The organism is Burkholderia mayonis (assembly GCF_001523745.2).
Classification (GTDB): Bacteria; Pseudomonadota; Gammaproteobacteria; order Burkholderiales; family Burkholderiaceae; genus Burkholderia; species Burkholderia mayonis.
In genome coordinates, this window is the sequence record NZ_CP013387.1 from 1,464,943 (window position 1) to 1,478,337 (window position 13,395).

General features: G+C 69.9%; 12 protein-coding genes. 3 read left to right on the plus strand and 9 right to left on the minus strand.

Translation table 11 applies throughout. The features are described 5' to 3' along the window. Positions 1–164: 164 nt before the first annotated feature. Positions 165–770, plus strand: coding sequence for a rhomboid family intramembrane serine protease (locus WS70_RS25115; protein ID WP_059472040.1), 606 nt, complete (start codon positions 165–167; stop codon positions 768–770). Positions 771–1,058: 288 nt separating this feature from the next. On the opposite strand, the gene ftsH is transcribed toward WS70_RS25115, so the two are convergent. The 8 genes from ftsH to WS70_RS25155 all read right to left on the minus strand — a co-directional run bounded on the left by ftsH (position 1,059) and on the right by WS70_RS25155 (position 9,846). Further along, complete coding sequence (gene ftsH, locus WS70_RS25120; RefSeq protein ID WP_059472003.1) at positions 1,059–3,041, minus strand: ATP-dependent zinc metalloprotease FtsH; 1,983 nt, start codon at positions 3,039–3,041, stop codon at positions 1,059–1,061. Positions 3,042–3,095: 54 nt separating this feature from the next. Continuing rightward, a complete protein-coding gene (locus WS70_RS25125; protein WP_059472039.1) occupies positions 3,096–3,608 on the minus strand; it encodes a BCAM0308 family protein in 513 nt (170 codons plus the stop codon). A gap of 374 nt (positions 3,609–3,982) precedes the next feature. Continuing rightward, positions 3,983–4,480: a hypothetical protein gene (locus tag WS70_RS25130; RefSeq protein WP_059598183.1), complete on the minus strand. Its 498-nt coding sequence runs from the start codon at positions 4,478–4,480 to the stop codon at positions 3,983–3,985. Between the two features lie 98 nt (positions 4,481–4,578). Further along, entirely contained in the window at positions 4,579–5,709 is a 1,131-nt protein-coding gene (locus tag WS70_RS25135) for an ABC transporter permease (protein ID WP_059473347.1), read from the minus strand. A 24-nt stretch (positions 5,710–5,733) separates the two neighbouring features. Beyond that, entirely contained in the window at positions 5,734–6,870 is a 1,137-nt protein-coding gene (locus WS70_RS25140) for an ABC transporter permease (RefSeq protein ID WP_059473348.1), read from the minus strand. After that, positions 6,867–7,904: an ABC transporter ATP-binding protein gene (locus WS70_RS25145; protein WP_197419311.1), complete on the minus strand. Its 1,038-nt coding sequence runs from the start codon at positions 7,902–7,904 to the stop codon at positions 6,867–6,869. The genes WS70_RS25140 and WS70_RS25145 overlap by 4 nt, the downstream gene beginning before the upstream one ends. Next, positions 7,901–8,854: an ABC transporter ATP-binding protein gene (locus WS70_RS25150; protein ID WP_059598184.1), complete on the minus strand. Its 954-nt coding sequence runs from the start codon at positions 8,852–8,854 to the stop codon at positions 7,901–7,903. The genes WS70_RS25145 and WS70_RS25150 overlap by 4 nt, the downstream gene beginning before the upstream one ends. Beyond that, on the minus strand, positions 8,851–9,846 hold the full coding sequence (locus WS70_RS25155) for an HlyD family secretion protein (RefSeq protein ID WP_059598185.1): 996 nt from the start codon (positions 9,844–9,846) through the stop codon (positions 8,851–8,853). The genes WS70_RS25150 and WS70_RS25155 overlap by 4 nt, the downstream gene beginning before the upstream one ends. Positions 9,847–9,906: 60 nt before the next feature. Between WS70_RS25155 and WS70_RS31870 the strand changes: the two genes are divergently transcribed. Both WS70_RS31870 and WS70_RS25160 read left to right on the plus strand, forming a co-directional pair. After that, the gene (locus WS70_RS31870; RefSeq protein WP_159082962.1) at positions 9,907–10,371 is read left to right on the plus strand and encodes a hypothetical protein; all 465 of its coding nucleotides are present in this window, start codon (positions 9,907–9,909) and stop codon (positions 10,369–10,371) included. A 126-nt stretch (positions 10,372–10,497) separates the two neighbouring features. After that, on the plus strand, positions 10,498–12,252 hold the full coding sequence (locus WS70_RS25160) for an N-acyl-D-amino-acid deacylase family protein (protein ID WP_059598186.1): 1,755 nt from the start codon (positions 10,498–10,500) through the stop codon (positions 12,250–12,252). A 298-nt stretch (positions 12,253–12,550) separates the two neighbouring features. Here the strand turns inward: WS70_RS25160 and WS70_RS25165 are convergent, their stop codons facing one another. Then, positions 12,551–13,249 (minus strand): helix-turn-helix transcriptional regulator, encoded by a 699-nt coding sequence (locus WS70_RS25165; RefSeq protein WP_059473352.1) that lies wholly within the window; start codon positions 13,247–13,249, stop codon positions 12,551–12,553. Positions 13,250–13,395: the final 146 nt, after the last annotated feature.

A 13,395-nucleotide genomic window follows, 5' to 3' on the forward strand; every position in this document is an offset into this window, starting at 1 on the left:
GGAACGATCCGATGCCGCGATGCGCGGCGCAAGCCGCTCACGATCCACGGTCGACGGGAAATGCGATCGCATCGATCGCGCCGCGCGCTGTCGCGCGTCGGCGGGGGCCGGGCGATGCCGGCATAATGACCGTCGACGCCCCACTTTTCCCGCCCGCGGCCGCCATGACGCTCGCCATCGTCGTCCTGAACCTGATCGGCTTCTTCATCGAGCTCGCCGATCCCGACCGCGTGCTCACGCTGTTCGCGCTGTGGCCGCCGCGGCTCAGCACGGGCGCCGCGGCCGGCGCGCCGGCGTTCCATGTCTGGCAAATCGTCACGTACAGCGCGCTGCATGCGGGGCTGTCGCACCTGATCTTCAACATGCTCGGGCTCGTCATGTTCGGCCGCGACGTCGAGCGCTCGCTCGGCCGCGCGCGGTTCGGCACGCTCTATCTCGCGAGCGTCGTCTGCGGCGCGCTCACGCAGCTCGTCGTCGCCCGTTATACGGCGACGGGCGCCGCGCCGACGATCGGCGCGTCGGCCGGCGTGTTCGGCGTGCTCGCCGCATATGCGCTGCTGTATCCGTCGCGCCGCGTCGTGCTGCTGTTTCCGCCGATTCCGATGCCCGCGTGGGTGTTCGCACTCGTCTACGCGGGCGTCGAGTTGCTGCTCGGCGTCGCCGGCGCGGCCAGCGGCATCGCGCATTTCGCGCATCTGGGCGGGATGTTCGGCGCGCTCGTGCTGATGCTGTTCTGGGCGCGGCCGCGAAGGGAATGGCCGATCGAGTAAGGGGTGGCGACGGGCGGCTTGCCGGCGCGCCGCCCGCGATCGATCGCGCGGCCGGCGGCGCGTGCGCGGCGTTGGCCGCACCGGCGCGGCGCACCCCGGGACGATTGCGGCGACGAGCGCTTCGTCATGCCGTCGACGCTCGCGCCGCGCCCTTTCCGTGTGACATCGCCGCCGCAGATATCCGCCGATCCGATCGGGCGCTCGCCTCGCTTCGCGAACCGTTGCCTCGCGAACCGTTTCGCGCCGCCCGACGCAAGCGATGAGCGCCCCGCCGCCGATACGGCTGCGTCACTGCGGCACCGAATGATCGGCCTTGTCGGCGCCTGTCGGCAGCGTCGGCGGATCGGGATCGTCTTCGCCCCGCTTCGCCGCGCTCCCGCCTTGCTCGCCCGATTTTCCCGTTTCGCCGGTTTCGCCTTCCAGCAGCGGCTCGTCGTTCATCAGTCTCACGAGCATCTCATGATCGACGACCTCGTGCTTCAGCAGATACTGCGCGATCCGTTCGAGCGCGTCGCGCCGCTCCTTCAGCGTTCGCGACACGCGATCGTGCGCTTCGGCGAGGAGCCGCTGAATCTCGTCGTCGATCCGCGTCGCGGTGCTCTCGCTGCAGCGCTCGCCTCCCGGCTGCCAGACGACGGGCAATAGCCCGCGGCTGTCGGCGTCGCCGAACGTCGCGAGGCCGATCCGCTCGCTCATCCCGTAGCGAGCGACCATGTGCCGCGCCATCTCGGTCGCGCGCTCGAGGTCGTTCTCCGCGCCCGTCGACACGTCGCCGAACACGATCTCCTCGGCGACGCGCCCGCCGAGCAGCACGTCGAGCCGGTCGAGCAGCTCGCTCTTCCTGAGCACGTAGCGGTCCTCGGTCGGCACCTGCTGCGTGTAGCCGAGCGCCGCGATTCCGCGCGGGATGATCGACACCTTCTTCACCGGATCGCTGTGCGCGCGGGTCTGCGCGATCAGCGCGTGCCCTGCCTCGTGATGCGCGATCGTGATCTTCTCCTGCTCGCTCATCACGCGGCTCTTGCGCTCCATGCCGGTCATCGCGCGGTCGATCGCCTCGTCGAAGTCCGACATGTCGATCGCCGGCTTGTCATGCTCGGCCGCGTGCAGCGCCGCCTCGTTGACGATGTTCGCGAGATCCGCGCCGACGAAGCCCGGCGTGCGCGACGCGAGCTCGCCGAGATCGACGTCCGGCGCGAGCTTCACCTGCTTCACGTGGACCGACAGGATCTGCCGCCGTCCGGTCACGTCCGGCCGGTCGATCGCGATGTGCCGGTCGAAGCGGCCCGGGCGCAGCAGCGCGGGATCGAGAATCTCCGGACGATTGGTGGCCGCCATGATGATGACGCCCGAATTCGCCTGGAAGCCGTCCATCTCGACGAGCAGCTGGTTGAGCGTCTGCTCGCGCTCGTCGTTGCCCGACGTGAGGCCCGCGCCGCGGACCTTGCCGATCGCGTCGAGCTCGTCGATGAAGATGATGCACGGCGCCTTCTGCTGCGCCTGCTCGAACAGGTCGCGCACGCGCGCCGCGCCGACGCCGACGAACATCTCGACGAACGACGAGCCGCTCGTCGAGAAGAACGGCACGCCCGCCTCGCCCGCCACCGCCTTCGCGAGCAGCGTCTTGCCGGTGCCGGGCGCGCCGACGACCAGCACGCCCTTCGGAATCTTGCCGCCGAGCCGCTGGTAGCGCGCGGGCGCGCGCAGGAACGAGACGATCTGCTGGAGTTCGGCCTTCGCTTCGTCGATGCCGGCGATGTCGTCGAAATCGATGCCGGTCTTCGCTTCCATGTAGACGCGCGGCTTGCTCTTGCCGACGCCCGACCAGTCCTGCAAGCCGCCGCGCGGGCGGCGCAGCATCAGGTTCCAGACGATCGCGAATATCGCGATCGGCACGACCCACGACGCGAGCGTGCCGATCCACGTGTCGTCCTCGGCGCCGCGGTAGCGGGCGCCCGTCGCGGCGAGCGTGTCGATCAGGTGGTCGTCGGTCACGCGCTTCGTCGTGAAGCGCCACGGCGCGCCCGCGCGCTTGACCGCCTCGGCGTCCGACGCCGGCAGCGCGGCCGCCGCCGCGCTGCTGCGCAGCACACCGGTGATCCGCGTCGGGCTGATTTCGAGATCGTCGACCTGCGCGGCCGCCACGAGCTTGCGGAAGTCGCTGTACGCGATCGGTGTCGCGGGCGCGGACAGCGTCGCGAGCTGCAGCGCGAGCAGCACCATGAACACCAGCACGACGACGAAGCCCAAGTATCCGGTTTCGCTCTTCATCGGGATTCCTCGGCGTGCGGTGGGCGATACGGGGGATCGGGAACGGCGGACGCGCTACGTGGCGTCGCGCATCCAATGCGCGCGCAGCACGTCCTCACCTTCACGATAGTCGATTGCGAGGTCGCCGCGATGCGCGTGCACGAGCGCCTCGCTCAGCCGGTGAACGAGATGCGAGCCCGCCGTGCGGACGACCGCGCGCGCCGGCAGCGCGTCGATCGACAGGATGCGTTCGAGCGGACGATCGTTGCGCTCGTCGCCCGCCCGATGGCGCAGCAGCGCGACGATGTCGTCGCGATGGCGTGCGAAATAGCCGCCTTCGAGCACGAGTTCGCCCGCCGGCGCGTGCTCGCGGATCCGCCGGCACGCGGGGCACGCGATCTGCGCGAGCGCGCCCGCCGCCGCATGCCAGGTCCAGCGGCCGTCGTCGTACAGCGCGCCGCATTCGCTGCAGCCCATCCCGCTCTTCAGGCGCGCCGGCGCGCCGTAGCTGTCCATCGCATGCGCGCGCGGCTCGTGATCGCGGTGCAGCTTCATCGCCGCATAGAGTTCGTTCGATCCGTAGATCATCGTCTTTCCTTGTCGATATGTCGGACGTTTCGCGCGCGGCGCCGGGCGGTCGGCGGCGGCATGCGCGGGCGTCGTCGAAATCGTCGGAATCGTCGGAATAGCGGCGCGCGGCATGCGCGCAGGCGCGCGATGTATCTCAGCGAGCATCGGCGATCGCCCGTGCCCGCGATTGACGCCGATCAACGGTCGGTGAAATCGTGCCGCTTCGCGCGCATCGATTGGTACGTATTCGTGGTCAATGCGTAAGGCACACGTGCGGTCCGCTCGGTTCCTGGCGTCGCGCGCGCAAATTGTCTTTCCACTTCCCATTACGCAGCCGGTTGGTCAGTCGTGCGGCGCCGCGCAAATCCCGGTCGTCGCGGCGCGCCAGGCGCTCACGGCTGCACCGGAATCGCCCGCCACGGCACGTCGCACGATGCGACGTACGGGAAATAGCCCTGCGGATCGTCGCAGTAGTACCACGCCGACGCGGGCGGCAGACCGCTCGGCACGGGCGGCGGCACCTGCACGATCACCGCGGGCGGAACGTACGTCGGATACGGATAGACGGGCTCCGGATAGATGTACCAGACGCCGTCGACGACCCACCACCACGCGTAGCGCCCGCTGTGCCAGCCGTGCGACCAGCGTCCGCCGCGCCATCGGACGCTCTCGCGCGGCGCGAAGCGGCCAAAGTCGCGGCCGTGGAAATCAGGATGGCCGCGGAACGACGGATGCCCGTGAAAACCCGAATGCCCCTGGAATCGAGGCTGCCCGTGGAAACCGCCCGCGCGGCCGCCGTGGTCTTGCGCGAGCGCCCCCGCCGCAGCCGCCACGCATGCGAGCGCGACGCCGGACGCAAGCATCGCGCGCCATATCGACGAGAGGTTCATCGCATCCACCGAAACGCAAAACGGGATACGGACAACGTAGCGCGCGGTCCGGCCGGCCGCTTGACGTGCGTCAACGGTCCGCGACACGCGCCGCCGCGCTAGTCGAGCGACTTCCGGAAACGCAGCACGCTCAGCGCCAGCATCGCGGCGCCGAGGAACGCCATCGCGGCGAGCTGCGGCCACAGCACCGCGAGTCCCGCGCCGCTCAGGAATGCGCCGCGCATCACGACGAGGAAGTAACGCAGCGGATTCAGATAGGTCAGCCACTGCAGCACGCGCGGCATCGCGGCGATCGGAAACGCGAAGCCGGACAGGATGAAGATCGGGTTCACGAGAAAGAAGTTGAGCGCGAACGCCTGCTGCTGCGTGCGCGAGAACGTCGACAGCAGCAGCCCGAGCCCGAGCGTCGCGAGCAGGAACAGCGTGACGCCCGCCAGCATCACGAGCCAGCTTCCGACGAACGGCACATGGAACCAGCCGATCCCGAGCGCCGCGACGAGCGCGACGTCGCCGAGCCCGATCAGGAAGAACGGCACCGTCTTGCCGAGAATGAACTCGACGGGCCGGATCGGACTCACCATGATCTGCTCGAGCGTGCCGACCTCGCGCTCGCGCACGACCGCGAACGCCGTGAGGCTCACGACCTGGATCAGCGTCAGCGTGCCGACGACGCCCGGAATGAAGAACCAGCGGTCGTCGAGGCCCGGATTGAACCACGGCCGCTCGCGCAGCGACACGCTGAGCGCGGGGGGCGCCGCGCCCGCGTTCGACGGCCACGCGCGCGCCGTCCAATCGGTCTGGAACTGCGCGACGATCTGGCTCGCGTAGCCGAGCGCGATCAGCGCGGTGTTCGAGTTCGTGCCGTCGACGATCAACTGCAGCGGCGCGGTCTGCCCGCTGCCGAGAGACTGCGCGAAGCCCGCATGGATCACGATCGCGAACTCCGCGCGGCCGCCGTCGATGTCGCGGCGGATCGCGTCGTCGCTCGCCGCGTCGTCGACGATGTCGAAGCGACCCGTCGCGACGAAATGCGACACGAGATCGCGGCTCGCCTGGCTGCGGTCGAGATCGAGCAGCGCGGTCGCGACGTGGTTGACGGTAAATGTCGCCGCATAGCCGTAGATGATCACCTGCAGCAGCAGCGGCACGACGAGGCGAAACAGCGCCCAGCGGTCGCGCTTCAACTGCAGGAACTCCTTGATCAGCATCGATTGCACGCGGTCGAACATGGCGGCTCCGTCGGACGCGGCGCGTCAATCGAGATGCTTGCGGAACGCCCGCACGCTGAGCCAGCCGATCACGAGCGCGTACAGCGCGAGCGCCGCGAACGGCGCCGCGACGTTCGAAAACGGCCCGCCCTTCAGGAACACCGAGCGCAGGATCGTCACGTAGTAGCGCGCGTAGACGACGAGCGTCACCGCCTGGATCGGCACCGGCATCTGCTCGATCGCGAACGCGTAGCCGGACAGCATCGTCGTCGGCAGCATCGTCAACAGCAGCGCGACCTGGCTCGCGCCGAGCTGGCTGCGGATGCGCACCGACATCAGGTAGCCGATCCCGAGCACGACGAGCGTGAAGAGCGCGGTCGTCGCGATCAGCGTCGGCACGCTGCCGCGAAACGGCACGCCGAACCAGTAGACGGTCGTCAGCAGGCAGAACGCCGCGTCGACGAAGCCGATCGCGAAATACGGGATCACCTTGCCGAGCATCAGCTCGATCGGCGCGATGGGCGTCGAGATCAGCTGCTCCATCGTGCCGCGCTCCCACTCGCGCGCGACGGTCAGCGACGTGAGCTGCGCGCCGACGAGCGCGAGGATCACCGCGACGACGCCTGGAATCACGAAATTGCGGCTGTCGAGCCCCTCGTTGAACCACACGCGCGGCTCCGGATCGACGGTCCCGACCGTCTGCGCGAGCTCGCCGTGCGCCGCCTGCCAGCGCGCGTTCAGGTCCGCGCCGAACTGCGCGACGATGCCGCGCGCGTAGCCGATCGCGATGTTCGTCGTGTTGGTGTCGGTCGCATCGAAGATCGTCTGCACCGATGCCGCGCCGCGCGTCGCGACGGTGCGCGAGAAGTCGACCGGCACGACGACGGCCGCGACGCACGTGCGCCGGTCGACGGCCGCGCGCAGCGCGGCCTCGCTGCCGAGCGTCCGCACGCCCGCGAACCAGCCGGACGACACGAAGCGGTCGATCAGCTCGCGGCTTTGCTGGCTGCGCTCTTCGTCGTGCACGCAAAGCGGCACGTGGCGAATGTCGAGGCTCACGCCATAGCCGAGCAGCGCCATCTGCATGAGCGGCATCAGGAGCGCGATCGCGAGGCTGCGCGGATCGCGCCAGATCTGCAGCGTCTCCTTGTACGCGATCGCGATCAGGCGCCTCACGCTCATGCCGCGCTCCGCTTGCGCCGCTCGACGCGCGCGACGAGCTGCACGAACACGTCCTCGAGACTCGGGCGGATCGGCTGCGGCTCGCCCGCTTCGATGCGCGCGGCGGCGAGCGCGTCGCGCAGCGCGCCCGCCTGCGCGCCGCCGGCGACGAGTACGTGCAGCCGGTCGCCGAAGATCGACGCGTCGAGCACGCCGCGCGTGCCGCGCAGCACGGCGACTGCCTCGCCGAGCGGCGCGCACGCGAGCTCGAACAGCGCGCCGCCCAGCTCGCGCTCGCGCAGTTCGCCCGGGCTGCCGATCGCGATCAGCCGGCCCGCGTCGATCAGCGCGATCCGGTTGCAGTACTCGGCCTCGTCCATGTAGTGCGTCGACACGAGCACTGTCACGCCGTCGGCCGCGAGCCGGTGGATCAGATCCCAGAAGCGCCGCCGCGCCTGCGGCTCGACGCCGGACGTCGGCTCGTCGAGAAACAGCACGGGCGGCCGATGCAGGATCGCGCAGCCGAGCGCGAGCCGCTGCCGCCAGCCGCCCGCGAGCGTGCGCACGAGCGCGTCCTCGCGCCCTTCGAGGCCCGCCATCTCGATCGCGAAACGGATCCGCTCGTCGAGCGCGTCGCGCGGCACCCGGTAGATGCCGGCGAAGAAACGCAGGTTTTCGCGGCACGTCAGATCGCCGTACAGCGAGAATTTCTGCGACATGTAGCCGATGTGCGCGCGCACCGATTCGGGCTCGGCGCGCACGTCGAAGCCCGCGACCGTCGCGCTGCCCGCGCTCGGCGCGAAGAGTCCGCACAGCAGCCGGATCGTCGTCGATTTGCCCGCGCCGTTCGGGCCGATGAAGCCGACCACTTCGCCGCGCGCGATCGACAGGTCGAGCGCGTCGACCGCCGTGAACGCGCCGAAGCGCTTCGTCAGGCCGCGCGCGACGACGACGCCGTCACGCACGGCCGCGTTCGCATGCACGCTTGCGTTCGCGTTCGCGGCGGCGTCGGCGCTCGGCGAGCCCGCTGCGGGCGGTTTCGTCGCGCGCGTCATCCCGCGTCTCCGACGAGCGCGACGAACGCGTCCTCGATGCCGGGCTCGATCGCGGCAATTGGCGCATGCGCGATCCCGCGCGCCGCGAGCCGCGCAGCGAGCTCGGGCGAACGTCGCTGCGCGTCGTCGACCCGCACGTGCACGCGATCGCCCATCAGCAGCGTGCCGAGCACGCCCGGCGCATCGGCGAGCGCGTCGCGGATCGCACGCGGATCGCCGCCGCCCACCGCGACGAGCGCGCCCCGCATCGACTGCTTCAGCCGCTCCGGCGTATCGCACTGCCGCACGACGCCCGCATGCAGCAGCGCGAGCCGCGAGCAGCGCTCCGCCTCGTCCATGTACGCAGTCGACATCACGATCGTCACGCCCTCCTCGCGCAGCCGGTACAGGATCGCCCAGAAGTCGCGCCGCGACACCGGATCGACGCCCGTCGTCGGCTCGTCGAGCAGCAGCACGTTCGGCCGGTGGATCAGCGCGCAGACAAGCCCGAGCTTCTGCTTCATCCCGCCCGACAGCTGGCCGGCGAGCCGCCGCCTGAACGGCTCGAGGCCCGCCGCGGCGAGCAGCTCGGCGAGATCGGCGCGATAGCGCACGCGCGGCACCTCGAACAGCTCGCCGTAGAAGAACACGTTCTCGTCGACGGTCAGGTCCTCGTACAGCCCGAAGCGCTGCGGCATGTAGCTGAGCGCGATCTTCGCGCGCTCGGGGTCGGCGATCACGTCGATGCCGTCGAGCTCGATGCGGCCCGCGTCCGGACGCAGCACGCCCGCGAGCATCCGCATCAGCGTCGTCTTGCCCGCGCCGTCCGGACCGACGAGCCCGAAGATCTCGCCGCGCGCGACCGCGAAGCTCACGTCGCGCACCGCGTCAACCGCGCCGAAGCGGCGCGCGACATGCTCGACGCGCACGGTCGGCGCGAACGAGGCTCCGGCGGCATCGGGCGCGCTCATCGGCCGCTCGCGATCGCAGCGATCGTCGCGTCGGCGGGCATGCCGGGCAACAGCTCGTGCGTCGGGTTGTCGATGTCGATGCGGATCCGGTAGACCTGCGTGATCCGCTCCTCGTGCGTCTCGACCGTTTTCGGCGTGAACTCGGCCTGCGGCGACACGAAGCTGATCCGGCCGCGGTAGACGGCGGACGGATACGCGTCGGTGCGCACGTCGACCGGCTCGCCGATCCGGATGCGCCCGACGTCGGGCTCGTTCACGTACGCGCGCAGCCACACGTGATCGAGCTCGGCGATGGTGAAGATCGCGACGCCCGGCCCCGCGAGCTGACCGAGCTCCGCGTGCCGCACCGAGATCACGCCGTCGAACGGCGCGGCGAGTTCCGTGTACGACAGCGTCGTCTCGTCGAGCTTGCGCTTCGCCTGTGCGGCCGTCACGTTCGCGGCGGCGAGCGTGACGTCGTTGCGCGCAGCGGCGAGGAGCGCCTGGTCGCGCGAGAGCGCCGCGGCGGACTGGCGCTCGGCTGTCTGCGCGAGATCGCGCGATTGCTGCGACACCGCTGATTGCCGAGCGAGCGTGTCGGCGCGCGCGAAATCGCGCTGCTTTTCGGCCAGATCGAAGCGGTCGCTGACGACGCCGTGCTCGAGCGCCGCGACGTTGCTGCGATTCGCTTCGACCTGCGCGGTCTGCACGTCGACGTTCGCGCGGTCGATATCGGTCTGGCGCCGGTACAGGCGATCGTCAACGCGCGCGAGCACGGTCCCGCGCGCGACGCGTGCGCCTTCGTCGAACGGCAGATAGACGATCGGCGCCTGGACCTGTGTGAAGCTCAGCACGCTTTCGTGCGCCTCGATGTTGCCCGACACGACGATCCGCGGCGGCGGCTCGCTCGGGCCGAACAGCGCGGGCCAACGCAGCGCCGCATAGCCGAGCGCCGCGACGGCGGCGGCAAGCGCGACGGCCAGCGTGAGGCGAAGGCGGCGGTTGTGCGACATCGTGAGAAGCGGCGGCGGAACGATGCGACTACTCTACGTTCGCGGTCGCGGCGTTCTTTGATGCGGGTCAACGGCCGCGCCGGCGTCAGTACGGGCGGCGAACGCACCGCCCGTCGTCCGGCGTCGCGGCAGAAGCGGCTCTGTGTGTTTGCGTCGATCGGGCGAATGGCGGAATGGCGGCGTGACCTGCCTCGCATCAGCGGCGGCATGCGCGTTGCGGCATGGGCGAACGTTCGCCGTGCATGCCGCGTCGCCACACGACATCACGCCCCGCAAAGCCATGCGAATGCCAACCGCGCCTTCACTGAACACGACGACGTGGACGGCAAAGGACGACAGGATGGCGCGCCGCAACATCCGAGCGCCGTGTCCGCCTTGCAGCCGCCCGCACCAGCACCTTTCGTCGCCGGCCGGTTTCGGCACCTGTGCTTCGGCCGCGCCGACTCGAAGCATCACTCGATTGCAATTCATCACGACATCAGTCAATGTAACGTTCTAGTGGCGCGCGACGGCCGCCGCAATTGATGCCGACCGTCCGGCGAACCGGCGGGCGGCCCACGTCGCCCGCGACACCGGTCCGGAACGCGCGCCGAGCCGCGACGCAGCGCAGCGCATGCGCCCGGCCCGCCAGAACACAAAACGGAGACACAGATGGCGCGTTACGACACGATCATCCAGAACGGCCTGTGGTTCGACGGCACGGGCGCCGAGCCCCGCGCGCGCGACCTCGGCATTCGCGACGGCCGCGTCGAAACGGTGTCGGACGCGCCGCTCGCGGCCGACGGCGCGAACGTGATCGACGCGGCCGGCAAATGGGTGATGCCCGGCTTCGTCGACATCCACACGCATTACGACGCCGAGATCCTCGTATCGCCGGGGCTGCCCGAATCGGTGCGGCACGGCGTGACGAGCGTCTTTCTCGGCTCGTGCTCGCTGTCGACGGTCCACGCGGACGCGCTCGACTGCACCGATCTCTTCAGCCGCGTCGAGGCGCTGCCGCGCGAGCAGATGCTCGCGGTGCTGTCGCGCGTGAAGACGTGGGACACGGCGGCCTCGTACGTCCGCCATCTCGAATCGCTGCCGCTCGGCCCGAACGTCGCCGCGTTCCTCGGCCATTCGGATCTGCGCACGTACGTGCTCGGACTCGGGCGCGCGGTCGACGACCGCGTGCGCCCGGACGAAGCGGATCTGCAACGGATGGAGCGGCTGCTCGACGACGCGCTCGACGCGGGCTTTGTCGGACTGTCGTCGATGACGACGCCGTGGGACAAGCTCGACGGCGAGCGATACCGGTCGAAGTCGCTGCCGTCGACGTTCGCGACGTGGCGCGAGTACCGTCGCCTGAACCGCTTGCTGCGCCGCCGCGGCCGCGTGCTGCAAAGCGCGCCGAACACGACGAATCCGCTGAACGGTCTGCTCTTCATGGCCGAGAGCTGCGGCTACTTCGTGCGCAAGCCGCTGCGCACGTCGCTCCTCGTCGCGGCCGACAGCAAGGCGGCGCCGCGCGGCACCATCGACGTGCTGCTCGGCGGCGTGCGGCTCGCGAACGCGCTCTTTCGCGGCGCGCTCGTCTGGCAGCATCTGCCGGTGCCGTTCGAGGTCTACGCGGACGGCATCGATTTCGTGATCTTCGAGGAATTCGGCGCGGGCCGCGCGGCGCTGCATCTGAACGACGCGCTCGAGCGCAACAAGCTGCTGCAAAACGAAGGCTACCGGCGCCAGTTCCGCAAGCAGGTCGCCAAGGGACTCGACTTGCGGCTCTGGACGCGCGATCTGTACGACACGCGGATCGTCGGCTGTCCGGACGAATCGGTCGTCGGCAAGTCGTTCGGCCGGGTCGCGGACGAGCGCGGGATCCACCCGGCCGATGCGCTCCTCGATCTCGTCGTCGCCTACGGCCAGAAAGTGCGCTGGTGCATGACGATCGCGAATCACCGCGCGGACGTGCTCGACCGGATCGCGACAAATCCCGCGTTGCAGATCGGCTTCGCCGATTCGGGCGCGCATCTGCGCAACATGGCGTTCTACAACGCGCCGGTGCGCTTCCTGCGCCGCGTGCGCGAGGCCGAGCGCGCCGGGCGGCCGTTCATGTCGATGCAGCAGGCGGTGCATCGCGTGACGGGCGAGCTCGCCGCGTACTTCGGAATCGACGCCGGCACGCTGCGCGCCGGCGATCGCGCGGATATCGCGATCGTCGCCCCCGAGCATCTCGACGCGTCGGTCGACGCGTATCACGAGGAAGACATGGCCGCGTTCGGCGGGCTGCGCCGGCTCGTGAACCGCAGCGGCGCGGCGATCGCGGCGACGCTCGTCAACGGACAGATCGTGTATCGCAACGGCGCGTTCGCCGACGGCTACGGCGAAACGCGGCGCTCGGGGCAGTTCCTGCGCGCGGCGACGCGCTAGGCGCGCACGAGCGCGTCGCCGGCCGGCGCGTTGCCGGTTCGCGAGAAGTCCTGCCGCTTCGTCTTTTTTCGTTCGGCGCGCCGGTCGCGCCCCTCGCTTAAACGCGACCGCTCAAGCCGGGCGGCGGGCGGGCGGCGCGCCCGGCGTTCCGGGCGCACCGCGTGCGCTATGCGGCTGCCCATCGAGCAGCGTCGTCCGCGTGCGCGCCGCTTGTTGCGGCGCAATGGCGTCAGGCATTCGCTTTCGGATCGAGTGAGCGGCGACCGCGGGCGCGCTCGACGAGCCGCGACGCGCTCGGTCATTCGTCGCGCGAAGGCGCGGCCGCCCCGTCCTGCCGCGCACCGCCGGCGCACGACCGAATCCGATACGCGCAGCGCCGCGCGCCGACCGGAATGTGCTCGATGCGCTCGATCGACAGCGCATCGCCGAGCATCTCGCGAAAGATCTCGAGCTCCGACCGGCAGAACCCCTGGCACGCGGTCGCGGCCGCGCAGATCGGACAGTGATTCTCGATGAAGAGCCAGCCGTCGCCGTCGGGCGCGCGCGACCATTCGGCGAAATAGCCTTCCCTGTCGCGAAGCTCCGCGAGCCGCGCGATCCGCGTCTCCGGGTCCGTCACGCCGGCGAGCGTCTGCGCGTACGTGCGGCGCATCTCCGTCTCGCGCGCGGAGATCAGGAGATCGAGCGTCGGCTGGCCGAGCGTCGTGCGGATGATCCGGATCAAGTCGACCGTCACGTCCGCGTGCGCGTCCGGGAAATGGCCGTGGCCGAGCGTCGTGAGCCGCCAGACCCGCGCGGGCCGCCCGACGCCCTGCGGCACGTTCTCCGCCTCGACGAGCCCGTCCGCCTCGAGCTTCTTCAACTGCTGCCGCGCGGCCTCGGCGGTCGTGCCGAGATACGTGCCGAGCTCGGCCGCCTGCAACGGGCCACGCCGCTTCAGCACGTTCAGCACGCGCTCGGAAACCGGAATTTCCTGCTTCGAAAAGATATCGTCCATCACCGCATTATCAAACGCGTAGCTTGCGCAATGCAACGGTCGCGCGGGCCGATCAGGCAAATCACCCAAATAAACCAAGGATATCCTTGACTTATTCTGTCATCAGACAAATCATGTCGCGATTCTTACAAAATGACTGAGAGATT

Excerpts from the sequence above, each read along its gene's own strand:
- WS70_RS25150 (WP_059598184.1), bottom strand. The coding sequence starts at position 8,854 with ATGAGCGCGCCCGATGCCGCCGGAGCCTCGTTCGCGCCGACCGTGCGC.
- WS70_RS25165 (WP_059473352.1), bottom strand. The coding sequence starts at position 13,249 with ATGGACGATATCTTTTCGAAGCAGGAAATTCCGGTTTCCGAGCGCGTG.
- ftsH (WP_059472003.1), bottom strand. The coding sequence starts at position 3,041 with ATGAAGAGCGAAACCGGATACTTGGGCTTCGTCGTCGTGCTGGTGTTC.
- WS70_RS25140 (WP_059473348.1), bottom strand. The coding sequence starts at position 6,870 with ATGAGCGTGAGGCGCCTGATCGCGATCGCGTACAAGGAGACGCTGCAG.
- WS70_RS25130 (WP_059598183.1), bottom strand. The coding sequence starts at position 4,480 with ATGAACCTCTCGTCGATATGGCGCGCGATGCTTGCGTCCGGCGTCGCG.
- WS70_RS25115 (WP_059472040.1), top strand. The coding sequence starts at position 165 with ATGACGCTCGCCATCGTCGTCCTGAACCTGATCGGCTTCTTCATCGAG.
- WS70_RS25155 (WP_059598185.1), bottom strand. The coding sequence starts at position 9,846 with ATGTCGCACAACCGCCGCCTTCGCCTCACGCTGGCCGTCGCGCTTGCC.
- WS70_RS31870 (WP_159082962.1), top strand. The coding sequence starts at position 9,907 with ATGCGGGTCAACGGCCGCGCCGGCGTCAGTACGGGCGGCGAACGCACC.
- WS70_RS25125 (WP_059472039.1), bottom strand. The coding sequence starts at position 3,608 with ATGATCTACGGATCGAACGAACTCTATGCGGCGATGAAGCTGCACCGC.
- WS70_RS25160 (WP_059598186.1), top strand. The coding sequence starts at position 10,498 with ATGGCGCGTTACGACACGATCATCCAGAACGGCCTGTGGTTCGACGGC.
- WS70_RS25135 (WP_059473347.1), bottom strand. The coding sequence starts at position 5,709 with ATGTTCGACCGCGTGCAATCGATGCTGATCAAGGAGTTCCTGCAGTTG.
- WS70_RS25145 (WP_197419311.1), bottom strand. The coding sequence starts at position 7,904 with ATGACGCGCGCGACGAAACCGCCCGCAGCGGGCTCGCCGAGCGCCGAC.